This window comes from Kitasatospora sp. NPDC002543 (assembly GCF_053594915.1).
In genome coordinates this window covers 40,702-62,699 of record NZ_JBSFWR010000043.1, presented here as the reverse complement: position 1 = coordinate 62,699, position 21,998 = coordinate 40,702, and the positions used below count along the sequence as shown (strand labels likewise).

Annotated in this window: 15 protein-coding genes; 10 read left to right on the top strand and 5 right to left on the bottom strand. The window is 75.6% G+C overall.

Annotation, left to right across the window (positions count from 1 at the left end; translation table 11 throughout):
- The first annotated feature begins 36 nt into the window (after positions 1 to 36).
- Positions 37 to 2,586: a DNA helicase PcrA gene (gene pcrA, locus ACWD4P_RS19830; RefSeq protein WP_449780423.1), complete on the top strand. Its 2,550-nt coding sequence runs from the start codon at positions 37 to 39 to the stop codon at positions 2,584 to 2,586.
- A gap of 7 nt (positions 2,587 to 2,593) precedes the next feature.
- On the opposite strand, the gene ACWD4P_RS19825 is transcribed toward pcrA, so the two are convergent.
- A complete protein-coding gene (locus ACWD4P_RS19825) occupies positions 2,594 to 3,391 on the bottom strand; it encodes a M23 family metallopeptidase (protein WP_449780421.1) in 798 nt (265 codons plus the stop codon).
- Positions 3,392 to 3,715: 324 nt separating this feature from the next.
- Between ACWD4P_RS19825 and ACWD4P_RS19820 the strand changes: the two genes are divergently transcribed.
- Positions 3,716 to 4,120, top strand: coding sequence for a cobalamin B12-binding domain-containing protein (locus ACWD4P_RS19820; RefSeq protein WP_224285525.1), 405 nt, complete (start codon positions 3,716 to 3,718; stop codon positions 4,118 to 4,120).
- A gap of 56 nt (positions 4,121 to 4,176) precedes the next feature.
- Here the strand turns inward: ACWD4P_RS19820 and ACWD4P_RS19815 are convergent, their stop codons facing one another.
- Together ACWD4P_RS19815 and ACWD4P_RS19810 are read right to left on the bottom strand one after the other, a co-directional pair.
- Positions 4,177 to 5,766 carry a DUF5691 domain-containing protein gene (locus ACWD4P_RS19815; RefSeq protein WP_449780420.1) on the bottom strand — a complete coding sequence of 530 codons (1,590 nt, stop codon included), beginning with the start codon at positions 5,764 to 5,766 and terminating at the stop codon, positions 4,177 to 4,179.
- Between the two features lie 11 nt (positions 5,767 to 5,777).
- Positions 5,778 to 7,067: an SWIM zinc finger family protein gene (locus ACWD4P_RS19810; protein WP_449780419.1), complete on the bottom strand. Its 1,290-nt coding sequence runs from the start codon at positions 7,065 to 7,067 to the stop codon at positions 5,778 to 5,780.
- A gap of 167 nt (positions 7,068 to 7,234) precedes the next feature.
- On the opposite strand from ACWD4P_RS19810, the gene ACWD4P_RS19805 reads away from it, so the two are divergent.
- The 5 genes from ACWD4P_RS19805 to sucD all read left to right on the top strand — a co-directional run bounded on the left by ACWD4P_RS19805 (position 7,235) and on the right by sucD (position 14,373).
- Positions 7,235 to 8,317, top strand: a complete 1,083-nt coding sequence (locus ACWD4P_RS19805; RefSeq protein WP_359830256.1) for an ATP-binding protein — start codon at positions 7,235 to 7,237, stop codon at positions 8,315 to 8,317.
- A complete protein-coding gene (locus ACWD4P_RS19800) occupies positions 8,314 to 10,707 on the top strand; it encodes a DUF5682 family protein (RefSeq protein ID WP_449780418.1) in 2,394 nt (797 codons plus the stop codon). The genes ACWD4P_RS19805 and ACWD4P_RS19800 overlap by 4 nt, the downstream gene beginning before the upstream one ends.
- 100 nt (positions 10,708 to 10,807) lie before the next feature.
- Positions 10,808 to 11,989 carry a VWA domain-containing protein gene (locus ACWD4P_RS19795; RefSeq protein WP_359831107.1) on the top strand — a complete coding sequence of 394 codons (1,182 nt, stop codon included), beginning with the start codon at positions 10,808 to 10,810 and terminating at the stop codon, positions 11,987 to 11,989.
- 302 nt (positions 11,990 to 12,291) lie between these two features.
- Positions 12,292 to 13,464, top strand: coding sequence for an ADP-forming succinate--CoA ligase subunit beta (gene sucC, locus ACWD4P_RS19790; RefSeq protein WP_359831105.1), 1,173 nt, complete (start codon positions 12,292 to 12,294; stop codon positions 13,462 to 13,464).
- An 18-nt stretch (positions 13,465 to 13,482) separates the two neighbouring features.
- Complete coding sequence (gene sucD / locus ACWD4P_RS19785) at positions 13,483 to 14,373, top strand: succinate--CoA ligase subunit alpha (protein ID WP_359831103.1); 891 nt, start codon at positions 13,483 to 13,485, stop codon at positions 14,371 to 14,373.
- A 68-nt stretch (positions 14,374 to 14,441) separates the two neighbouring features.
- Here the strand turns inward: sucD and ACWD4P_RS19780 are convergent, their stop codons facing one another.
- Positions 14,442 to 17,081: a sigma factor-like helix-turn-helix DNA-binding protein gene (locus tag ACWD4P_RS19780; RefSeq protein WP_449780417.1), complete on the bottom strand. Its 2,640-nt coding sequence runs from the start codon at positions 17,079 to 17,081 to the stop codon at positions 14,442 to 14,444.
- A 132-nt stretch (positions 17,082 to 17,213) separates the two neighbouring features.
- Between ACWD4P_RS19780 and ACWD4P_RS19775 the strand changes: the two genes are divergently transcribed.
- Positions 17,214 to 18,650, top strand: a complete 1,437-nt coding sequence (locus ACWD4P_RS19775; protein ID WP_449780416.1) for a cell division protein PerM — start codon at positions 17,214 to 17,216, stop codon at positions 18,648 to 18,650.
- A 42-nt stretch (positions 18,651 to 18,692) separates the two neighbouring features.
- On the opposite strand, the gene ACWD4P_RS19770 is transcribed toward ACWD4P_RS19775, so the two are convergent.
- The gene (locus ACWD4P_RS19770) at positions 18,693 to 19,298 is read right to left on the bottom strand and encodes a hypothetical protein (RefSeq protein ID WP_449780415.1); all 606 of its coding nucleotides are present in this window, start codon (positions 19,296 to 19,298) and stop codon (positions 18,693 to 18,695) included.
- A 403-nt stretch (positions 19,299 to 19,701) separates the two neighbouring features.
- On the opposite strand from ACWD4P_RS19770, the gene purN reads away from it, so the two are divergent.
- Both purN and purH read left to right on the top strand, forming a co-directional pair.
- On the top strand, positions 19,702 to 20,361 hold the full coding sequence (gene purN, locus ACWD4P_RS19765; protein ID WP_449780414.1) for a phosphoribosylglycinamide formyltransferase: 660 nt from the start codon (positions 19,702 to 19,704) through the stop codon (positions 20,359 to 20,361).
- Positions 20,358 to 21,938: a bifunctional phosphoribosylaminoimidazolecarboxamide formyltransferase/IMP cyclohydrolase gene (purH, locus tag ACWD4P_RS19760; RefSeq protein ID WP_359819681.1), complete on the top strand. Its 1,581-nt coding sequence runs from the start codon at positions 20,358 to 20,360 to the stop codon at positions 21,936 to 21,938. Before purN ends, purH begins: the two co-directional genes overlap by 4 nt.
- Positions 21,939 to 21,998: the final 60 nt, after the last annotated feature.

Genomic DNA, 21,998 nt, shown 5'->3' with positions numbered 1-21,998 from the left:
GCCCCCGCCGCCGGGTCGAAGCAGCCCGCCGCTCCGATCGACGAGGAGCCCCCGCCGTACGAGGAGGACGCCCCGTACGACGCGTACGAGGAGGCGATCCCGGAGGGGCTGTTCCGGACCGCGGCCTTCAGTGAGCCGGGGAGCTCCGCCGAGGCCGAGCGGGACGCCTGGTACCGCAACGGCGCCGCGCGGCCGGTGGTGGACCCGGCGCAGCTGCTGGAGGGGATGAACGACCCGCAGCGCGAGGCGGTGCTGCACGCCGGCTCCCCGCTGCTGATCGTGGCCGGCGCCGGCTCGGGCAAGACCCGGGTGCTCACCCACCGGATCGCCCACCTCCTGGGCGCCCGCGGGGTGCAGCCGGGGGAGATCCTGGCGATCACCTTCACCAACAAGGCGGCCGGCGAGATGCGCGAGCGCGTCGAGGCGCTGGTCGGCCCGCGCGCCCGGGCGATGTGGGTCTCCACCTTCCACAGCGCCTGCGTGCGGATCCTGCGCCGCGAGTCCAAGCAGCTCGGTTTCACCTCCAGCTTCTCGATCTACGACTCGGCCGACTCCCAGCGGCTGATGTCGCTGGTCTGCCGCGACCTCGACCTGGACCCGAAGCAGTTCCCGCCGAAGTCCTTCACGGCGAAGGTCAGCAACCTCAAGAACGAGCTGATCGACGAGGAGACCTTCGCCGCCCAGGCCGCCAACCCGATGGAGAAGAAGCTCGCCGAGGCGTACGCGCTCTACCAGCGGCGCCTGCGCGAGGCCAACGCGCTCGACTTCGACGACATCATCATGACGACGGTGAACCTGCTGCAGGCCTTCCCCGACGTCGCCGAGCACTACCGGCGCCGGTTCCGGCACATCCTGGTCGACGAGTACCAGGACACCAACCACGCCCAGTACATGCTGGTCCGGGAGCTGAGCGGCGGGTCCGTCGGGGCCGCGCCGAAGCGCACCGCGGACGGCGAGTTCGTGAACCCGGCGGCCGCGCACCTCGCCGAGGTGCCGTCGGCCGAGCTGTGCGTGGTCGGTGACGCGGACCAGTCGATCTACGCCTTCCGCGGCGCGACCATCCGCAACATCCTCCAGTTCGAGGAGGACTACCCGAACGCGACCACGATCCTGCTGGAGCAGAACTACCGCTCCACCCAGACGATCCTGAGCGCCGCCAACGCCGTCATCGAGCGCAACGCCAACCGCCGCGAGAAGAAGCTGTGGACGGCCGGCGAGCACGGCGAGAAGGTCATCGGCTACGTCGCGGACGACGAGCACGGCGAGGCCCAGTTCATCGCCGACGAGATCGACCGGCTCACCGACAAGGGCGAGGCCAAGCCCGGCGACGTCGCGATCTTCTACCGGACCAACGCCCAGTCCCGCGTGTTCGAGGAGGTGTTCATCCGGGTCGGCCTGCCGTACAAGGTCGTCGGCGGGGTGCGCTTCTACGAGCGCAAGGAGGTCCGGGACGTCCTGGCGTACCTGCGGGTGCTCTCCAACCCGGAGGACACCGTGCCGCTGCGCCGGATCCTCAACGTGCCCAAGCGCGGCATCGGCGAGCGGGCCGAGGCGATGGTCGACGCGCTGGCCGCGCGGGAGCGGATCTCCTTCGCCCAGGCGCTGGTGCGGGTCGACGAGGCGTACGGGATGGCCGCGCGCTCGGCCAACGCCGTCAAGAAGTTCAACACCCTGATGGCCGGGCTGCGCCAGGTGGTCGAGTCGGGCGCCGGCCCGGCGGCGGTGCTGGAGGCCGTCCTGGAGGAGACCGGCTACCTCGCCGAACTCCAGGCCTCCACCGACCCGCAGGACGAGACCCGGGTGGAGAACCTCCAGGAGCTGGCCTCCGTCGCCCTGGAGTACGAGCAGGACCCGGGTGAGCGGCCGGACGCCGGCGAGGAGGGCACCCCTCCGGTCGGCTCGCTGGCCGACTTCCTGGAGCGGGTCGCCCTCGTCGCCGACTCCGACCAGATCCCGGACGAGGACGAGGGCGGGCAGGGCGTCATCACGATGATGACCCTGCACACCGCCAAGGGCCTGGAGTTCCCGGTGGTCTTCCTGACCGGCATGGAGGACGGGATCTTCCCGCACATGCGGGCGCTCAACCAGGTCAAGGAGCTGGAGGAGGAGCGCCGGCTCGCGTACGTCGGGCTCACCCGGGCCCGCGAACGGCTGTACCTGACCCGCTCGGTGCTGCGCAGCGCCTGGGGGCAGCCGGCCTACAACCCGGCCTCGCGGTTCCTGGAGGAGATCCCGGAGACGCTGGTGGAGTGGAAGCGCACCGGGGCGGCCCAGGCGCCGGTCCAGCGCGGCTACTCCTCGGGCTCGTCCTGGGGCAAGTCCTCGTCCGGCGGCGGGAGTTCGCGTTCGTCGTCCTCGGCGTCGCCGAAGGCCGGCTGGGGTCAGTCGGCGCGGCGCGGCGGCCGGATGGTGGAGCGGGAGGCCGTCTCGCTCGCGGTCGGCGACCGGGTCACCCACGACAGCTTCGGGCTGGGCACGGTGGTGGCCGTCACGGGCGTCGGCGACCGGGCGCAGGCCACCGTCGACTTCGGCACCGACGGGCGCAAGCAGCTGCTGCTGCGCTACGCGCCGGTGGAGAAGCTCTGACGCGCCCTCAGCGGGGGTCCAGTCCGTTCGAGAGGAGCCAGGGCAGCGGGTCGATCGGCCCGTTGCCCTGGGGCCGGATCTCGAAGTGCAGGTGCGGGCCGGTGCTGTTGCCGCTGCTGCCGACGAAGGCGATCACGTCGCCCTGCTTCACCGGGCCCTTGCGCACCTTGTACGCCCGCAGGTGGCAGTACCAGGCCTCGGTGCCGTCGGGCATCTTGAGGATCGTCATGTAGCCGTAGAACGGGTTCCACTGGGTCCGGACGGTGCCGTCGGTCACGGCGTAGACCTCGGAGCCGCCGTCCACCGGGAAGTCGATGCCGGTGTGCCGGTTGGCCCAGTGGGTGCCGGCCTCGCCGAACACCTCGCCGAGGCCGTGCCGGGCGACCGGCATGACCACCTTCGGCTTGACCGGCTCGGGCGCCGGCTCGGCGGTGGGCTGCGCGGTGGGGGCCTCGGCGGGCTGGGCGCCGGCCAGCGGCTGGCGGGCGTCGCCGCGCGAGGCCTGGGCCGGTTCGCCGGCCGCGACCGCCTGGGCGGCCGCCTGCGCGGCGTTGCCCTCGGCGGACTCCGTCGCGGACTGCGCCACCCGTCCGGCGGCCTGGGCGCGCTGCTGGTCGGCCTCTCCCTGCACGGTGACCGCCGCCGCCCCGGCCACCCCGAGCGCGGCCACCGAGGGCAGCGCCACCCGTAGCAGCGCCGTCCGGGTGGCCGCCCTGGCGGCGCCGCGGCGCTGGGCGCGGGACTGTTCGCGGGCTGCGAGGCGCAGCTCCGCGCGGGTCGGACGGGCGGCTGCATCGGGAGCCATCGGGGGCTGCCTCCTCGGTGGGCCTCGGACGTCGTCGGACGAGGGGGAAAACAGCCGTGACTGTAGCTCCAAGGCCGACGCCCCGGAAAAACCTCCGGATGTCAAGGGGTCGGCCGGGGGGTCTGTGCGGAGGTTGCGGAGAGGGTGGGTATACCCGCTGGTAGCAAGGGTGGGAGCTGTGACTTTGCCCTCCTCTTCGGGGGTGGCACGGTCAACCGTGCCGGGTGGCGCTAACCTCCCCTCAGATTGGTTATTGACCGTTAACCGCGCCGGCGGCCCGCGAGGCCCGGTCGGATGGTGGACGACGAGGTCCAGGAGGCAGTCATGAGTGTGTCGGGGCCGATCCGTGTGGTGGTCGCCAAGCCCGGGCTCGACGGTCACGACCGTGGTGCCAAGGTCATCGCGCGTGCCCTGCGCGACGCCGGTATGGAGGTCATCTACACCGGACTGCACCAGACGCCCGAGCAGGTCGTCGACACCGCGATCCAGGAGGACGCGGACGGCATCGGGCTGTCGATCCTCTCCGGCGCCCACATGACGCTGTGCGCACGGGTGCTGGAGCTGCTCAAGGAGCGCGACGCGGAGGACATCAAGGTCTTCTGCGGGGGGATCATCCCGGACGAGGACATCGCCGAGCTCAAGGCGATGGGCGTCGCGGACATCTTCACCCCGGGCACGCCGACCCGGGACGTGGTCGCCTGGGTCGAGTCGAACCTGCGGGCCGGCTGAGCCGAAATCCGTCGAGCGGGCCGGTCCGTCCGTCGGACCGGCCCGCTCCGCCGTGTTCAGGCGTCCGCGAGCTCCGCGAGCATCGCGGCCCGGAAGCGCAGGGTGCCGGCCAGCCGGGCGAAGGTCTCGGACCAGGCGGAGTCCGGGGCGGCACCGGCGGCCAGCTCCTCCACCGCGGCGGCCGCCTCCGGGGCGAGCGCGCGCTCCGTCATCCCGAGCACCCCGCTGTGGCTCCACGGGTAGGCCCCGGAGGCCGCCGCCCGGGCCAGCGCGTCCACCACGGCGGTGGACAGCGGCGGCGTCCACGGGGTGGCGCAGGCACCGAGCAGCTGGAAGGCCTCGCCGAGTCCGTGCACCGCGATGAACGCGGCCGTCCAGGCGGCCCGTTCCGGCGGCGGGAGGACGGCCAGCAGCTTGGCCGGGGCGCCGGTGGTGCGCAGCGCGCGGGCCCGGGCGCCGCGTGCGGGAGCGGTCGGGGCGGGGCCGAGCAGCGCCCGGGCCCAGTCGGCGTCCTGCTGGCGGACGGCGGCCCGCGCCCAGGCCTCCCGCAGGTCGTCGGCCCAGCTGCTGCTGGTCTCGTCGATGCTGTCGCCGACCCGCAGGGCGAGCAGCCGCTCGGGCGTCAGCCCGGTGCTCTCCGGCCAGAGCGACAGCGGCGCCGCGGCCACCACCTCGCCGAACCACCAGGCGCGTTCGCCGCGCCCGGTGGGCGACTTGGGCGCGATCCCGTCGCGCTGCATCCGGGCGTCGCACTCGGTGGGCGGGGTGACCAGCAGGTGCGTGCCGGTGTCGGCGAGCCGGACGGCGGCCCGTGCCCGTTCGGCCATCCGGCGGGCGAGTGCCGAGCCGGGCAGGGTGGAGAGCAGCTCGGCGGCGGTGGCCCGGACGTTCTTGCTGCGGTCGCCGAGGGCGGCCTCCAGGAACGGTTCGTCGGCGGGGGAGAGGCCGTCCTGGAGGGCGTCCAGGAAGAGCAGGCGGTCCTCGGCGCGCTCGGTGGACCAGGTGCCGCGCAGCAGCTCCAGGCCGGCCGCGGGGTCGCGGCGGCGCAGCAGCGTGAGGTGGGTGACCCGCTCGGCGAACAGGCCCTCGTGCCAGACCCGGTCGTCCGCGGGCTGCCGCGCCGGCTCGGGGGCGGTGGTGCGCAGCACGAACCGCCAGTCGGGGTTCTGCTCGGCCAGCCAGCGGCCCAGCGGACCGGCCAGCGCCACGGCGTCCGAGCGCAGTTCGCTGCGGGCGCGGGCGGCGTCGAGCAGTCCGGGCACCAGTGCGGCGGGCGGTCGCAGGCCGCTCGCCCGGGCGGTGGCGAGCCACTGCGGCAGCAGCTCGGCCAGGTTGGCCAGGGTGCCGCCGCCGCTGCCGGTGCGTCCGGCGAGCAGGACGGCCAGCCGGCGGGCGGCCGGCTCGGGCAGCTCCGGGCGGGTGTCCTCGGCCGCGGGCGGGCCGGGGGGCCCGGCGGCGGGTACGGGCAGTGCTCCGGCCCGGCGGCGGACGGCGGCCAGTGCGGCCAGCTCCAGCAGGGCGGTGGCCGGGTCGCACTGGTCCACGGCGTCGGCGAGCGGCAGCGCGGTGGCCGGGAGCGGGCGGCGGTCGGTGCCGAGCAGGGCGCTGGTGTGCAGGGTCTCCCACGGGTCCTGGGTGATCGTCATTCTCGGTGCTCCTAAGGATTGGTGAGGCCGACCGGGTGCCGGCCGGCGGACCAGGCCGTGACCGGGGCGAAGCCCTGGTGGCCGTACTCGCCGAAGACCGTCAGGGGGCGGCCGGTGGAGACCGCGGCCAGCCGCCACAGCGCGGCCTCCGGGACGGCCGAGGCGCGGACCGGCACGGTGTGGTGGCCGTCCGTCAGGAACCAGCCGTCGGGGGCGCGGACCGGGACGACGTCGCCGAGCACGGTCGGCCGGCTCTCCAGCCACGGGTCGTCGGCGACGGCGGTGCCGTAGCCGGCCACCGCCTCGGCGACGGTGAGCCCGGCGGGCGGTCCGGCGGGGCCGGGTTCGGGGGCGCCGTAGCGCTCGCCGAGGGTGGCGCGCAGCGGGTGGGCGCCCGGGTAGTAGGCGAGTTCGGCCTCCACCAGGTGGCCGGTGGGCAGGGCGAGGGCGGGGGCCTGGCCGGGGCGGCCGAAGGCGAGCAGCAGCGCCTGGCGGCCGGTCTTGGCGCCGCGCAGCCAGACCCGGCGGGTGGTGAGCCGTTCGTCCGCGGTGTCCCGGGAGCCGAGCACCAGCCAGCGGTCGCGGACGGTGGGGCCGGCGGCCAGCACCTCGGCGGCCTCCACGGTGTAGCCGACCCTGGTCTGGACGGTGGCGGCGAGCTCGGCCGGCAGCTCCTCCATCCGGGTGGCGGCGGTGGCGAGCAGGTGCAGCATCGCGTACTCCTCCAGCAGCCGCTCCTGCGGCAGCGCGTCCAGTTCGCGGACCTTGGTGGCCAGGCCGGATGCCTGGGCGTCGACCATCCGGGCGGCGACCTCCTCCCAGGGGCCGGCGGTGGACTGGTCGGCGAGGCCGTGCCGGACGCGGTCGGCCAGCCGCAGCCGCAGCTCGGCCGCGCCGGCCCCGACCCGGGCGGCCCGGCGGCGGGCGGTCTCCGGGTCGGCCTGCTTCTCCGCCCGCTTCTCGGCGCGGTCCTGGCGGGACTTGAGCCACTCGGCCACCCAGTCGGCGGGCTCGGCGGCCGGGACGGCCGCCGGGGTGCCGCTCCACAGCAGGAGGAGCCCGAGCGCGTGCTTGCACGGGAACTTCCGGCTGGGGCAGCTGCACTGGTAGGCGGGCGTGGCGAGCTCGATCGCGGTGCGGTACGGCGTGCGGCCGCTGCCCTTGCACTCGCCCCAGAGCGCGGTGCCGTCGGTGCCGGTGCCGGACCACGGCGCGGGGGCGGAGAGCTTGCCCGCCGCCTTCTGCGAGGGGGCGTCAGGCGCCAGGGACAGGACGTGTTCGGTGCTCCAGCGTTCCTCCATGCGACCGACCGTAGGCGGCGGCACTGACAGCGGCTGACGTTCCGTCCGGGGCCCCCGGCGGGTTGTCAGTGGCTCGGTGCAGGGTTGTTCCCAACAGGTCCTGACTCCCCGATCACCCTTCCGCCCCGGGCATCCGTGTGCCCGGAGCCGACCCGAAGGAGCCCGAGATGACCGACGTTCTGCGGCAGCACGCCGAGGACGCCTTCGCCGGTGAACTGGCCGCGCTGGCCGCGCAGGACGAGCGTCCGCGCCCCGAGCGCTGGAAGCTCTCGCCGTGGGCCGTGGCGACGTACCTGCTCGGCGGCGAGCTGCCCGACGGCACCCGGATCACCCCCAAGTACATCGGTCCGCGCCGGGTCGTCGAGGTCGCCGTGACGACCCTGGCGACGGACCGCGCGCTGCTGCTGCTCGGCGTGCCGGGCACCGCGAAGACCTGGGTGTCCGAGCACCTGGCCGCGGCGATCAGCGGCGACTCCACGATGCTGGTGCAGGGCACCGCGGGCACACCGGAGGAGGCCGTCCGGTACGGCTGGAACTACGCCCAGTTGCTCACCCGCGGGCCCAGCCGGGACGCCCTGGTGCCCTCGCCGCTGATGCGGGCGATGGCCGACGGCAGGATCGCCCGGGTCGAGGAGCTCACCCGCATTCCGGCCGACGTGCAGGACAGTCTGATCACCATCCTGTCCGAGAAGACGCTGCCGATACCGGAGTTGGGTGACGAGACCCAGGCGGTGCGCGGCTTCAACGTGATCGCCACCGCCAACGACCGCGACCGCGGCGTCAACGAGCTCTCCAGCGCGCTGCGCCGTCGCTTCAACACCGTGGTGCTGCCCCTGCCGGGCTCGCTGGACGAGGAGGTCGACATCGTCACCCGCCGGGTCAACCAGCTCGGCCGCTCCCTGGAACTGCCCGAACTGCCCGGCGGCGCCGAGGAGATCAGGCGCGTGGTCACCGTCTTCCGCGAGCTGCGGGCCGGCCTCACGGTGGACGGCCGGACGAAGGTCAAGACCCCGAGCGGCACCCTCTCCACCGCCGAGGCGATCTCGGTGGTGACCAACGGACTCGCCCTGGCCACCCACTTCGGCGACGGCGTGCTGCGCGCCGGGGACGTGACGGCCGGCATCCTCGGCGCCGTCGTCCGCGACCCGGTGGCGGACCGGGCGGTCTGGCGCGAGTACGTCGAAGGGGTGGTGCGTGAGCGCGACGGCTGGAAGGACTTCTACCGCGCCGCCCGCGAGGTGACCGCGTGACGTCCGAGGTCGCCCTGCTGGGCATCCGCCACCACGGCCCCGGCTCGGCCCGGGCGGTGGCCGCCGCGCTGGCGCAGTGGCGGCCGGACGCGGTGCTGATCGAGGGCCCGCCGGAGGCCGACGGCATCGTCCACCTGGCCGCCGAGAAGGACCTGGTCCCGCCGGTGGCGCTGCTCGCCCACGCGGTGGACGACCCGGCGAAGGCCGCCTTCTGGCCGTACGCCGAGTTCTCCCCGGAGTGGGTGGCGATCCGGCACGCCGTGGAGCACGACCTGCCGGTCCGCTTCATCGACCTGCCCGCCGGGTACGGCTTCGCCCCGGCCCCGGAGCCGACCGCCGGGGAGGACGGCGGTGCCGAGGACGGGGCCGCCGGGGAGGACCTGGGCGAGCCGGTCGCCGACCCGCTGGCGCTGCTCGCCGAGGCCGCCGGGCACGACGACGCCGAACGCTGGTGGGAGGACGTGGTCGAGCACCGCGCGCCCGGCTCCGACGCGCTGGCACCGTTCGCCGCCGTCGCCGAGGCGATGGGCGCGCTGCGCGCCGAGGGCCTCGGCGAGTCCCGCCGCGACCTGCTGCGCGAGGCGCACATGCGCCAGCAGATCCGGGCCGCCCGCCGCGCCGGCCACCACCGGATCGCCGTGGTCTGCGGGGCCTTCCACGTCCCCGCGCTGGAGCGGATGCCCACCGTCGCCCACGACCGGGCACTGCTCGCCGGGCTGCCGAAGAAGGTGCGGACGGACATCACCTGGGTGCCGTGGACGCACCGCCGGCTCTCCCAGGCCGACGGCTACGGCGCGGGCGTGCAGTCGCCCGGCTGGTACCACCACCTGTTCACCACCGACGGGGACCCGGTGCCGCGCTGGCTCACCCGGGCCGCCGAACTGCTGCGCGCCGAGGACCACCCGGTCTCCTCCGCGCACGTGATCGAGGCGGTCCGGCTCGCCGAGAGCCTGGCCGTGCTGCGCGGCCGTCCGCTCGCCGGGCTGACCGAGACCCTGGACGCCGTGCGCGCGGTGCTCTGCGAGGGCTCGGACGTCGCCCTGGAGCTGGTCCGGGACCGTCTGGTGGTCGGCGACGAACTCGGTGAGGTCCCGGACTCCGCACCGGCGGTGCCGCTCCAGCGCGACCTGACCCGGCTGCAGCGCTCGCTGCGGCTCAAGCCCGACGCCGTGCCGAAGGACATCGACCTCGACCTGCGCAAGGAGACCGACGCGGCCCGCTCCCGGCTGCTGCACCGGCTGCGGCTGCTGGGCGTGGACTGGGGCGTGCCCGCGCGCTCCTCGGTGAACTCGACCGGGACGTTCCGGGAGAGCTGGCGGCTGTGCTGGCAGCCCGAGTTCGCCGTCCGGATCGCCGAGGCCGCCCAGTGGGGCACCACGGTCGAGGAGGCGGCGGCCGACAAGGCGGTCGGCACCGCCCGCGCCGCCGGGGAACTCGCCGAGCTGACCGGCCTGGTGGAGACCTGCCTGCTGGCCGGGCTGTCCGGCGCCCTGCCCGCCGTGATGCGGGTGCTCGCCGACTGCGCGGCCCTGGACACCGACGTCGCGCACCTCGCGGGCGCGCTGCCCGCACTGGTGCGCGCGCTGCGCTACGGCGACGTGCGGGGCACCGACCACGGCGCGCTCGCCGAGGCGGCCTCGGGCCTGGCCGGGCGGATCTGCGTCGGGCTGCCGCCCGCCTGCGTCGGCCTGGACGCCGAGAGCGCGGCGGCGATGCGCGGGCGTCTCGACGAGGTGCACGGGGCGATCGGCCTGCTGGCCGCCGACCCCGCCCTCACCGCCGCCGCGGCAGCCGAGGCCGCCGCCACCGACGAGACCGCCGTCGAGGCCGCGCCGGACCCCGACGCTCTGGCCGGCCTGGCCGAGCGCTGGGCCGCCGCGCTGCGCTCGCTGGCCCGCCGCGAGCCGGCCGGCGGACCGGCCACCGGCGCCCCCGGACTGCTGCGCGGCCGCGCCGTACGGCTCCTGCTGGACGACGGCAGGCTCGACTCCGAGGAGGCCGGCCGGCGGCTGCGGCTGGTGCTCTCCGTCGCCAACGCCCCGGCGGACGCGGCCGGTTGGGTCGAGGGCTTCCTGACCGGCGGCGGGGCCCTGCTGCTGCACGACCCGCGGCTGCTCGCCCTGCTGGACGAGTGGCTGACCGGGGTCGGCGGCGAGGTCTTCACCGACGTCCTGCCGCTGCTGCGCCGCACCTTCGCCGGGCTGGAGGCGGGCGTGCGCACCACCATCGGCGGCCGGGTCGCGGCCGGCCCGCTCGGGGAGCCCCCGACCGTCCGGGCCGCGGCCGGGGAGCTGGACGGGGCCCGCGCCGAGGCCGTCGTCCCCGTGGTGGCCCTGCTGCTCGGGGTCCGCCCGCGGATCCCCCGGCAGGCCGCCGGCCGCGACACCTGACACCGCCCCGCACCGCCGGGCACCCGAAACGGCCCGACACCCGACACCGCCGTACCGAACGCCTGCCCCACCGCAGGACCCGCTGAAGGAGGAGGACGAGATGGCAGCGCCCACGACCGACGAACGGCTGCGCCGCTGGCGGCTGGTGCTCGGCGGAGAGGCCGACGGCACCGGCTGCACCCTGCGCGGCCGCGACGCCGCGATGGACGGAGCCCTCGCCGCGCTCTACCGCGGCGCCCCCGAGGAGGGCGCCCGGGGCGGCCGCGGTGGGCGCCGCGGCGCCGGGCTGGGCGGCTCGGCCCCCCAGGTGGCCCGCTGGCTGGGCGACATCCGCGAGTACTTCCCGTCCACCGTCGTGCAGCTGATGCAGCAGGACGCGATCAGCCGGCTCGGCCTGGACCGGCTGCTGCTGGAGCCGGAGATGCTGGAGGCCGTCGAGCCGGACGTGCACCTGGTCGGCACCCTGCTGTCGCTCAAGCACGCGCTGCCCGAGACCACCCGGGAGACCGCCCGGGCGGTGGTCGGCAAGGTGGTCGCCGAGCTGGAGCGTCGGCTCGCCGACCGCACCCGGGCCACCCTCGGCGGCGCCCTCGACCGCAGTGCCAAGGTCAACCGGCCCCGCCACCGCGACATCGACTGGGACCGCACCGTCCGGGCCAACCTGAAGAACTACCTGCCCGAGTACGGCACCGTCGTCCCCGAGCGGCTGGTCGGCTACGCCCGCGCCCAGCGCGCCGTGAAGAAGGACGTCATCCTCTGCATCGACCAGTCCGGCTCGATGGCGCCCTCGGTCGTCCACTCGGCGGTCTTCGGCGCGGTGCTCGCCTCGATGCGCACCCTGGACACCCGGCTGGTCGTCTTCGACACCTCGGTGGTCGACCTCACCGAGCAGCTCACCGACCCGGTCGACGTCCTGTTCGCCACCCAGCTCGGCGGCGGCACCGACATCAACCGCGCGCTCGCCTACTGCCAGTCGAAGATCACCCGGCCCTCCGAGACGATCGTCGTCCTGATCAGCGACCTGTACGAGGGCGGCATCCGGGACGGCATGCTCAAGCGGGTCGCCGCGATGAAGGCGGCCGGCGTCCAGTTCATCGCCCTGCTGGCGCTCTCCGACGAGGGGGCCCCGGCGTACGACCACGCGCACGCCGCCGCCCTGGCCTCGCTCGGCGCACCGGCCTTCGCCTGCACCCCCGACGCGTTCCCGGAGATCATGGCGGCGGCCGTCGAGAAGCGCCCGATCCCGCCGCACCTGATGAAGGGGGAGGACCGGGGGGTGTGAGGATTCACCCGGACGCGCTAATCCACCCGATCGGCGGACCGGCCGTCCGCCCCTTCCCGCCGGGCTGTTTGTGACGGTTCTCACCCAGGACGGGCAGGCCCCCGGGCGGAACAGTCCCGTCCTGCGGGGATAACCTGCCAGACGGACGTGACGCGCGTGTTGATTGACGTGTGCGCCCGTGGCTGTGTGGGCCGCAAGGCCGTACCTCTGCGTACCCGCACCGCCCCGACGACCCGCAGCGAAGATCCTGCCGTGGCACGCTCGTAGAGACACAATCCGCGACCACGAACAAGGACAAACACGTGGACCTGTTCGAGTACCAGGCGAGGGACCTCTTCGCCAAGCACGGTGTGCCCGTGCTTGACGGCGATGTCATCGAGACCGCCGCAGACGCTGCCGCCATCGCGGAGCGCTTCGGCGGCCGCGCCGTCGTCAAGGCTCAGGTGAAGGTGGGCGGCCGAGGCAAGGCCGGCGGCGTCAAGCTCGCCGCCGACCCGGCGGACGCCGTCGCCAAGGCCGAGCAGATCCTCGGCATGGACATCAAGGGCCACACCGTTCACAAGGTGATGCTGGCCCAGACCGCGGACATCAAGGACGAGTACTACGTCTCGTTCCTGCTGGACCGCACCAACCGCACCTTCCTGGCCATGGCCAGCGTCGAGGGCGGCGTGGAGATCGAGGTCGTCGCCGAGCAGAACCCCGAGGCGCTCGCCAAGATCCCGGTCGACGCCAACGAGGGCTGCACCCCGGAGAAGGCCGCCGAGATCGTCGCCGCGGCGAAGTTCCCGGCCGAGGTCGCCGACCAGGTCGCCGAGGTCCTGCAGAAGCTGTGGACCGTCTTCATCAAGGAGGACGCCCTCCTCGTCGAGGTCAACCCGCTGATCAAGTCCGGCGACGGCAAGATCATCGCGCTCGACGGCAAGGTCTCCCTGGACGAGAACGCCGAGTTCCGCCAGCCGGAGCACGAGGCGCTCGAGGACAAGGCCGCCGCCAACCCGCTGGAGGCCGCTGCCAAGGCCAAGGGCCTGAACTACGTCAAGCTCGACGGCCAGGTCGGCATCATCGGCAACGGCGCGGGCCTCGTCATGAGCACCCTCGACGTGGTCGCCTACGCCGGTGAGAAGCACGGCGGCGTCAAGCCCGCCAACTTCCTCGACATCGGCGGCGGCGCCTCCGCCGAGGTCATGGCGAACGGCCTGGAGATCATCCTGGGCGACCCCGACGTCAAGTCGGTCTTCGTCAACGTCTTCGGCGGCATCACCGCGTGTGACGCGGTCGCCAACGGCATCGTGCAGGCCCTGGAGCTCCTCGCGAGCAAGGGCGAGAACGTCACCAAGCCGCTGGTCGTCCGCCTGGACGGCAACAACGCGGAGCTGGGTCGCAAGATCCTCGACGACGCCAACCACCCGCTGGTGCAGCGCGTGGACACCATGGACGGCGCCGCTGACCGCGCCGCCGAGCTGGCCAACAAGTAAGGAAGGGGACTTAACACCATGGCTATCTTCCTTACCAAGGACAGCAAGGTCATCGTCCAGGGCATGACCGGCGCCGAGGGCATGAAGCACACCCGCCGCATGCTCGCCTCCGGCACCCAGATCGTCGGCGGTGTCAACCCGCGCAAGGCCGGTACCACGGTCGACGTCGACGGCACCGAGATCCCGGTCTTCGGCTCCGTCGCCGAGGCCATGGAGAAGACCGGTGCCGACGTCACCGTCCTCTTCGTGCCGCCGGCGTTCACCAAGGCCGCCGCGATCGAGGCCATCGACGCCGAGATCGGCCTGGCCATCGTCATCACCGAGGGCGTCCCGGTGCACGACACCGCCGCCTTCTGGGCGCACGCCGGTGCCAAGGGCAACAAGACCCGCATCATCGGCCCGAACTGCCCCGGCCTGATCAGCCCCGGACAGTCGAACGCCGGCATCATCCCGGCCGACATCACCAGCTCCGGCAAGATCGGCCTGGTCTCGAAGTCCGGCACCCTGACCTACCAGCTCATGTACGAGCTGCGGGACATCGGCTTCACCTCGGCCGTCGGCATCGGTGGCGACCCGGTCATCGGCACCACCCACATCGACGCGCTCAAGGCCTTCCAGGAGGACCCGGAGACCGAGCTCATCGTCATGATCGGTGAGATCGGCGGCGACGCCGAGGAGCGTGCCGCGGCCTTCATCGCCGAGCACGTCACCAAGCCGGTCGTCGGCTACGTCGCGGGCTTCACCGCCCCCGAGGGCAAGACCATGGGCCACGCCGGCGCCATCGTCTCCGGCTCCTCGGGCACCGCCCAGGCCAAGAAGGAGGCCCTCGAGGCCGCCGGTGTCAAGGTCGGCAAGACGCCGTCCGAGACCGCCCGCCTGGCCCGCGAGATCATCGCCGCCCAGGCCTGATCCCGCACCACGCGTGACGAGCGCCCCCGCCCTTTCCGGGCGGGGGCGCTCGTCGGTTCCGGGAGCGCTCAGCGCCCCCGCGGACCCGTCGTGCACGGCAACGGCGACCACAACGGGCACACCACCGGGCCCTGCGGCGGGGGAGCGGCGCCCCGGGCCGCCGCCGGCAGCTCCCAGCGCGCGGCCGCCTGCGGCCCCGGCTCCACCAGGACCGCCGCCAGACCGGGCGCCGGGCTGCACCAGAGGCTGACGACGGCGTTCGGCGCCGCACCCGGCCGCAACGGCACGCCCGGCCCCGCGTCCTCCGGGGTCTCCGCGTCCTGCGCCGCCTCCGGCGGAGCGGCGGCGGGCAGGCACAGCACGGGCCTCGGCGGGGCCGCGGGCCGGAACAGCACCGCCGGACGCACCCCCGCCAGGGTCGCCAGCGTCGCCCCGCCCACCGCGACGGTCAGCAGTGCCGCCGCGCCCGTCCGGCTCGCCGTCCACAGCCGGTGCCGGGCCCGCAGCACCGGCACCGGCGTCCGGTGCGGCTCCGGGCAGCCGCGCACCGCGGCCCGGTGCAGCAGCACGCTCAGCCCGTCCGCGAAACCGGGCGCGGCCGGGTCCGGCCCGACCAGCTCCGGCACCCACAGCGCCAGCGCCGCCCGCGCGGCCCACACCCGCCTCTCGGCCGCCCGCAGGGTGGACTCCACCTCCACCGCGATCTCCGCGGCCGGCAGCCCCAGCCCGTCGTGCAGCACCAGCGCCCGGCGCTGGGGGCGGGACAGCCGCTTGAGCGCCTTCAGCAGCGCCCGGTCCCGGTCGGTCAGCCGGTCGTGGTCCGGCAGCACCGCCTGCGCCTCGTCGGCCGGCCGTACCTTGATCCGCCGGTGCGGCAGCCCCCACGCGTGCGTCCGCCGCGGTCCGCCCCGGTGCCACGGGGACAGCGCCAGCTCACAGGCGCGCACCCGCACCCACCCCTCCGGGCTCCCCGAGGCGGCCACCGCACCCCAGCGCCGCCGCGCCTCCCCGAACGCCCGCCGGACGCAGTGCACCGCCCGGTGCCGGCAGGCGGTCAGCAGGAAGACCTGCTGCACCAGCCGGGTGTGAGCGGTCTCGTAGAGCTCCTCGAAGCTCACCGCCGGGGGCTCGGCGTCGAGGTCGTCGTCCGCGCCCGAGGGCGCGGCGGCGGCCAGCGCCGCCCGACCGGGGCTGGCCGCCGGGGGCTGCGCGCCGCCGCTTGCGGGCGTGGCCGGGGGCGGGGGCGGGGCGTCGGCGGGGTCTCCTGTCCGGCCGGGGTCCGGGTCGGGGCCGGTGCCCGGCGGCGGCGCGCCGAGGCCCGGGCCCGGGGTCCCGGCGGCTCGTGGCTGTCGTCCGGCCGCTTCCGGGTGCGAGGTGTGGGCTTGGTCGTCGGTGCCTGAGGTGGCCTTCGGCCCGCCGTTCGGGGGAGGGGGCGCGGTGCCGGCGGCGCCGATGGGGGGCTGCGTCGATGGTTCGTCGGACGACGGCTGCGCGCTGCCGCTCGTCGGTGCGGTCGGTCCCCGGTGCGGGGTGTGGGTCCGCTCGTCCGGGCTCGGGGGTGTGGCACCGCCGTCGCCGAAGGAGGGCTGCGCGACGCCGGTCGCCTGCCTGGCGGTGGCCTGGCGCCCGGTGGCGCCGGGGCCGGTGGGAGCTTCCGGCGTACGGCCGGGGCCGGGGGGCGGGGCCGAGTCGTGGTGGGGGCCCGGCGATTCGGTGGCGGCGGCGGACCTGGCGGGAGCCCCCGGCGCCGGGCCGGGGTCCGGGGACGGACGGCCGTTCGAGGCAGGGGTGCTCTCCGGCCGTGCCGGTCCGGTGCCGGGGGTGTCGTCGCGTCGGCTCGGGGCCGCGGGGACCGCCGCCGGGTGGCCCGCGCCGGACGGCCGAGACCGCTCGCCGTCCGCCGCTGGTGGGGCCGGGGGCGCCCCTGGCACGTCGACGTCTCCCACCGGGCCCCCGGGCGTGTGCCCGCCCGGTGCACGCCCAGGGGCGGCGCCCCTCGCGGCGGCTGCCGGCATGTCGGCGGACCGGTGGGACCGCTCGGCCGGGGCCACGCGGTCCGGGCCGCCGTCCGCGTCCCGCACCGGGCGGGTGGCCTGCGCGCGGGCGCCCCCGGCGGCCCGCCGGGCGCCGTCGGAGGTTCCGGGGGCCGCCTTCCTGCCCCGGGCACGGCGCCGCTTCCCGGGCCGCTCCCCGCCCGGTGCCGCCTCGGCCCGTGGGGGCCCGGCCTCCGCCACGGGCCCGGGGGCGGCCGGGGTGACGGCGGCCGGGAAGGCGACCGTTGACGCGTGGACCGGCTCGGTCGGCCGGGGACCGGTGCCGGTGGCCGGGCTCGGCGCCTCGGCCCGTGGGGGCTCGACCGCCGTCGGGCCCAGGGCGGCCGGGTTGAGGCCGGCGAAGTTCGCCGGAGGCCCGGTCGGGCCGGGGGCATGGGGGTGCGGGAGCACGCCGGCCAGCAGGGCGAGGGCCTGGGCCTCGGTGCGGGTGCCGAGCTTGCGCAGGGCGCGCTGGAGGTAGCTGCGGGCGGTGGTGGGGGTGACCCCGAGGGCGGCGGCGGTGCGGGGGAGGTCGTGTCCGGCCGCGAGGTGGGCCAGGGTCTGGGCCTCACGGGGGGTCAGCTTCCGCAGCAGGTGGCCCGCGTCGGTCCCGGTGCGGGCGGGCTCGCGGTGGCGCTCTGGGGTGGGGGAGTCGGCGGTGGGCGGCGTGGCCATCAGACGCTCCGGGCCGGGGCGCCCGCGGCTTGGGGGCAGGGTCTGAAAATGCGCATAAGCCAATAATCTGGGACACGGCGGCGGTTTGGCGCTTCACGGAGCATGGCGAGTCGCCTTGGCACCATGTGGCCCATGACGCAGCTGATGGGTCGTCCGATCCTGGAATCGCGCGGTGAATTGGGCGGACGCCCCGCGCTGGCCGACCTGTTGGCGGGAGTGCGGGCGGCGCTGGTCGGCCTGGCAGCGGTCGGGTTGCCGGTCCTCGGGCTCTGGGTGGTGACGCCGTACGCGGACGACGGCGCGACCGCTGTCACCCGGTTGGCGGGGGCGCTCTGGCTGCTCGGGCACGGCGCACCGCTGCTGCGCGGACCCGTCGAGGCCCCGCTGACCGTCACTCCGCTGCTGCTCGCCGTTCTGGTCGTGGTCCGGCTCTACCGGGCCGCCGCCGGGGTGGCGGCGCGGCGTGGGCTGCGCTCGCGCTGGGGCGGCCCGGTGGCGGTGTGGGCGGGGTACTGCGCGGTGGCCGTCGCGGTGGCGCTGCACTGCGCCGGTGCCGGGCCGCTCCGCAGCCGGGTGCTGCTGGACGTCCTGGTGGTGGCGCTGGTGGCGGGCGTGGCGACGGCCGCCGGGGCCCGCTCGGTCTCCGTCCTCGACGTGCCGGCCGACTCCCCGCTGGACCGGCTCCCGCCGCCGTACCGCCCGGTCGACGGCGCGCCGGCGGTGCGGACCGCGGCGCTGGCGGCCGGGGCCGGGCTGGTCGCGGCGGGCGGGCTGCTGGTGGCGCTCTCGGCGGTGCTGGACGCGGTGGCCGGCGGCGGGCGCGGGGCGGCGCTGCTGGGGAGCGGTCCCGCCGCCCTGTCGGGGCTGCTGCTGCTCGTGCTGGCCCTGCTGCCGAACGCGGTGCTGTGGGGCACGGCGTACGCGCTGGGGCCGGGCTTCGCGGTGGGTGCCGGGACGGTGGTGTCGCCGGCCGGCACGGTGCTGGGCCCGGTGCCCGAGTTCCCGCTGTTCGTCCTGCTGCCGGCGGACGGGCCGGGCGGCTGGCGGCTCGCGGCGTCGGTCCTGCCGCTGTTGGCCGGGGTGGTGCCGGCGGTGCTGCTGGGCCGGGCGGCGGCGGGCCGGAGGCTTCCGGGGGCCGGTTCGGGGGAGCGGCCCGAGTCCTGGCCGCCGGCCGCGACGGCGGTGGCCGCGCTGGCGGCGGCGCTGTCGGTCGGGGCCGGGACGGCGGTGCTGGGCTGGCTGTCGGGCGGGGCGCTGGCGGCGGAGCGGCTGGCCTGGGTGGGGCCGATGCCGTGGACGGGCCCGGTGGCGGCGGGCTGGATCGCGCTGGTCGCCGTCCCGGGCGCGCTGCTGGTCCGGTACCGCCTGCTGGGCCCGGCGGACGGCGTGGGCGTGCGCGCCCGGCTCGCGCGGCAGGCCCGCCGGAGCGCGCTGGTGCTGCGCGCCCGTACGTACGCCCTCGTGCTGCGGCTCTCCGGCCCGGGCGTCGGGAGTGTCGACGACGTGGACCTCGACGATCCGGGCCTCGAGGACCGGCTCCCGGACGGCCGGGCGGTCCCGGACGACTGACCGGCGCCGTGCCCGCCCCGTTCGCGCGGCCCGGCTACCAGGTCACTCGGTGTTCCCGGTGAAGTCCACGTACCACTGCGGCGCGTACCGGTCGCAGTTCTGGGCGCCGACGCTGGTCAGCGAGTCCTGGACGCAGGTGACGTAGTCGCGGTAGTGGTACCCGAGGCCGATCACCGTGGCGGCGACCACGATGGTCATCGCGCCGGTCAGGATGCCGGCGAGCGCGGCCGGGGTGAGCGGGTTCGGCGCCGGGGCCGTGGGGAACGGCCCGCCCGGCCCGGCGACCGCGCCGGCGGCCGGGGCCGGCCGCCGGCCGCGCAGCGCGCCGACGCCCCAGACGATGCCGAGCGCCCCGATCACCAGGGCGATCCAGTGGAACCCGGTGAACAGGCAGACCAGCGCGAACGGTCCGGCCAGCGCGGCGTTGCGGGCCTTGCGGTGGGCCGGGTCGCCGAGGTCGAGCCGGGGCGGCTGCGGGCGCTCGCCGCCCGGCCCGCCGGAGCCTGCGGGTCCGCCGGGGCCGCCCTGCCCGGAGGGGCCGCCGCCCCCGCCGCCCCAGGGGTTGCGCGGCTGCCACGGCTGGTCCGGGGCATCCGCCGGCGGCGGCGCGAAGGGGTTGCGCTCGCCGGTGTCGTCGCCGCTGCTCATGGGTTCGGCCATTCCTTCTCGGTCGGGGCTCGTGCGGAGGGGCTCGCGTCGGAGCGGTCTCCCGCGTCCCCCATGATCCCGCAGCCGTCCGTCGGGCCACCGGCGGCCCGTGCCGCGGGGCCGGGCGGGTGGGCCGGCGGGCCGGTGCGGGCCGGGGCAACCGCGGTGCGGCGGGCCGGAGGAGATCCCCGTCTCAACTACGCGCGTAGCGCCGCCGGGAGGGTGCGGAGGCCCTCCGACCAGCCGTTATCGTGGTGACGGTCAGCAGCCCACAGAGGTTCCCCGGGGTCCGCGTCGCGGCGGGTTTTCCCGGAGTTCCCCCTCGCTCGACCTGCCGTTCGTAGTGGCCCCACCGCCGGTGGACGTACCAGCGGACGGCGCCCGACCTACGGAGAAACGCGCAGTGGCCGCCGCCCCCGCCCAGCACTTCCCGCCCCGTACGCCCGGACCGGCCCGCCTGGTGGTGCTGGTCTCCGGCTCCGGCACCAACCTGCAGGCGCTGATCGACGCCGCGGCCGATCCGGCGTACGGCGCCGAGATCCTCGCCGTCGGCGCGGACCGGGACGGGATCGTCGGCCTGGAGCGCGCCCAGAAGGCGGGCCTGCCGACCTTCGTGCACCGGGTGAAGGACCACCCGGACCGGGCGGCCTGGGACGGTGCGCTGACCGCCTCCGTCGCCGAGTACCAGCCGGACCTGGTGGTCACGGCAGGTTTCATGAAGATCCTCGGCCCCGAGTTCATCGCCGCCTTCGCCGGGCGGATCGTCAACACCCACCCCGCGCTGCTGCCCTCCTTCCCCGGCGCCCACGGCGTCACCGACGCGCTCGCGTACGGGGTGAAGGTCACCGGCTGCACCGTCCACCTGGTCGACTCCGGCGTGGACACCGGGCCGATCATCGCGCAGGGCGTCGTCGAGGTCGTCGACGCCGACCACGCCGATGGCGGCGACGCGCTCCACGAGCGCATCAAGACTGTCGAGCGCAAGCTGCTCGTCGACGTCGTGGGCCGGCTGGCCCGCGAAGGTCACCGCATCGAGGACCGAAAGGTATGGATTCCGGCATGAGTGCCAGCTCCACCACCACGCCCGTTTCGGAGAACGTTCGTCCGATCCGTCGCGCGCTGATCAGCGTGTACGACAAGACCGGTCTGGAGGAGCTGGCCCAGGGCCTGCACGCCGCCGGGGTCGCCATCGTCTCCACCGGCTCCACCGCCGGCCGGATCGCCGCCGCCGGCGTCCCGGTGACGGAGGTCTCCGAGCTGACCGGCTTCCCGGAGTGCCTGGACGGGCGCGTGAAGACGCTGCACCCCCGCGTGCACGCCGGCGTGCTGGCCGACCTGCGGCTGGAGTCGCACCGCGCGCAGCTGGCCGAGCTGGGCGTCGAGCCCTTCGACCTGGTCGTGGTGAACCTCTACCCGTTCAAGGCCACCGTCGCCTCCGGCGCCACCCCGGACGAGTGCGTCGAGCAGATCGACATCGGCGGCCCGAGCATGGTCCGCGCCGCCGCCAAGAACCACCCCTCGGTGGCCGTGGTGGTCGACCCGGCCCGCTACGCCGACGTGCTGAAGGCAGCTCAGGAGGGCGGCTTCGACCTGGCCACCCGCAAGCGTCTGGCCGGTGCCGCGTTCGCCCACACCGCCGCCTACGACGTGGCCGTCGCCTCCTGGTTCGAGGACGGCTACGCGCCCAGCGACACCGCGGGCTTCCCCGAGTTCCTCGGCTCGACCTGGGAGCGGCAGAACGTGCTGCGCTACGGCGAGAACCCGCACCAGGGCGCCGCGCTGTACAGCGACGGCACCGGCGGCCTGGCCGGAGCGCAGCAGCTGCACGGCAAGGAGATGTCGTACAACAACTACGTCGACACCGACGCCGCCCGCCGCGCCGCCTACGACCACGCCGAGCCGGCCGTCGCGATCATCAAGCACGCCAACCCGTGCGGCATCGCGACCGGCGCCGACGTCGCCGAGGCGCACCGCAAGGCGCACGAGTGCGACCCGGTCTCCGCGTACGGCGGCGTGATCGCCGTCAACCGCCCGGTCACCGTGGCGCTGGCCGAGCAGATCGCCCCGATCTTCACCGAGGTCGTCGTGGCCCCCGGCTACGAGGAGGGCGCCCTGGAGGTGCTCACCCGCAAGAAGAACCTGCGGGTGCTGCTCGCCCCCGAGGCCCCGGCCAACCGCCGGGAGGTGCGCCCGATCTCCGGCGGCGTGCTGCTCCAGGACGCCGACCGGGTGCACGCCGAGGGCGACGACCCGGCGAACTGGACCCTCGCCACCGGTGAGGCGCTGACCGCCGACGAGCTGGCCGAGCTGGCCTTCGCCTGGCGGGCCTGCCGGGCCGTCAAGTCCAACGCGATCCTGCTGGCGAAGGGCGGCGCCTCGGTCGGCGTCGGCATGGGCCAGGTCAACCGGGTGGACTCCTGCAAGCTCGCGGTCGAGCGGGCCGGCGAGCGCGCCAAGGGCGCCTACGCGGCCTCGGACGCCTTCTTCCCGTTCGCGGACGGCCCGGCGATCCTGATCGCGGCCGGTGTCCGGGCGATCGTCCAGCCCGGTGGTTCGATCCGTGACGAGGAGGTCGTCGCGGCGGCCGCCGAGGCCGGCGTGACCATGTACTTCACCGGCGCGCGGCATTTCTTCCACTGATGACGTGACCGAACGGCAGAGCGGCCCGGCCCCCTCCGAGGAGGGAGCCGGGCCGCTCTG

What these genes read in the sequence shown, in the direction of transcription:
- ACWD4P_RS19825 (WP_449780421.1), bottom strand. Translation starts at nt 3,391, where the DNA reads ATGGCTCCCGATGCAGCCGCCCGTCCGACCCGCGCGGAGCTGCGCCTC.
- ACWD4P_RS19815 (WP_449780420.1), bottom strand. Translation starts at nt 5,766, where the DNA reads ATGACGATCACCCAGGACCCGTGGGAGACCCTGCACACCAGCGCCCTG.
- sucD (WP_359831103.1), top strand. Translation starts at nt 13,483, where the DNA reads ATGGCTATCTTCCTTACCAAGGACAGCAAGGTCATCGTCCAGGGCATG.
- ACWD4P_RS19780 (WP_449780417.1), bottom strand. Translation starts at nt 17,081, where the DNA reads ATGGCCACGCCGCCCACCGCCGACTCCCCCACCCCAGAGCGCCACCGC.
- ACWD4P_RS19795 (WP_359831107.1), top strand. Translation starts at nt 10,808, where the DNA reads ATGGCAGCGCCCACGACCGACGAACGGCTGCGCCGCTGGCGGCTGGTG.
- ACWD4P_RS19820 (WP_224285525.1), top strand. Translation starts at nt 3,716, where the DNA reads ATGAGTGTGTCGGGGCCGATCCGTGTGGTGGTCGCCAAGCCCGGGCTC.
- ACWD4P_RS19770 (WP_449780415.1), bottom strand. Translation starts at nt 19,298, where the DNA reads ATGAGCAGCGGCGACGACACCGGCGAGCGCAACCCCTTCGCGCCGCCG.
- ACWD4P_RS19805 (WP_359830256.1), top strand. Translation starts at nt 7,235, where the DNA reads ATGACCGACGTTCTGCGGCAGCACGCCGAGGACGCCTTCGCCGGTGAA.
- purH (WP_359819681.1), top strand. Translation starts at nt 20,358, where the DNA reads ATGAGTGCCAGCTCCACCACCACGCCCGTTTCGGAGAACGTTCGTCCG.
- ACWD4P_RS19775 (WP_449780416.1), top strand. Translation starts at nt 17,214, where the DNA reads ATGACGCAGCTGATGGGTCGTCCGATCCTGGAATCGCGCGGTGAATTG.
- ACWD4P_RS19810 (WP_449780419.1), bottom strand. Translation starts at nt 7,067, where the DNA reads ATGGAGGAACGCTGGAGCACCGAACACGTCCTGTCCCTGGCGCCTGAC.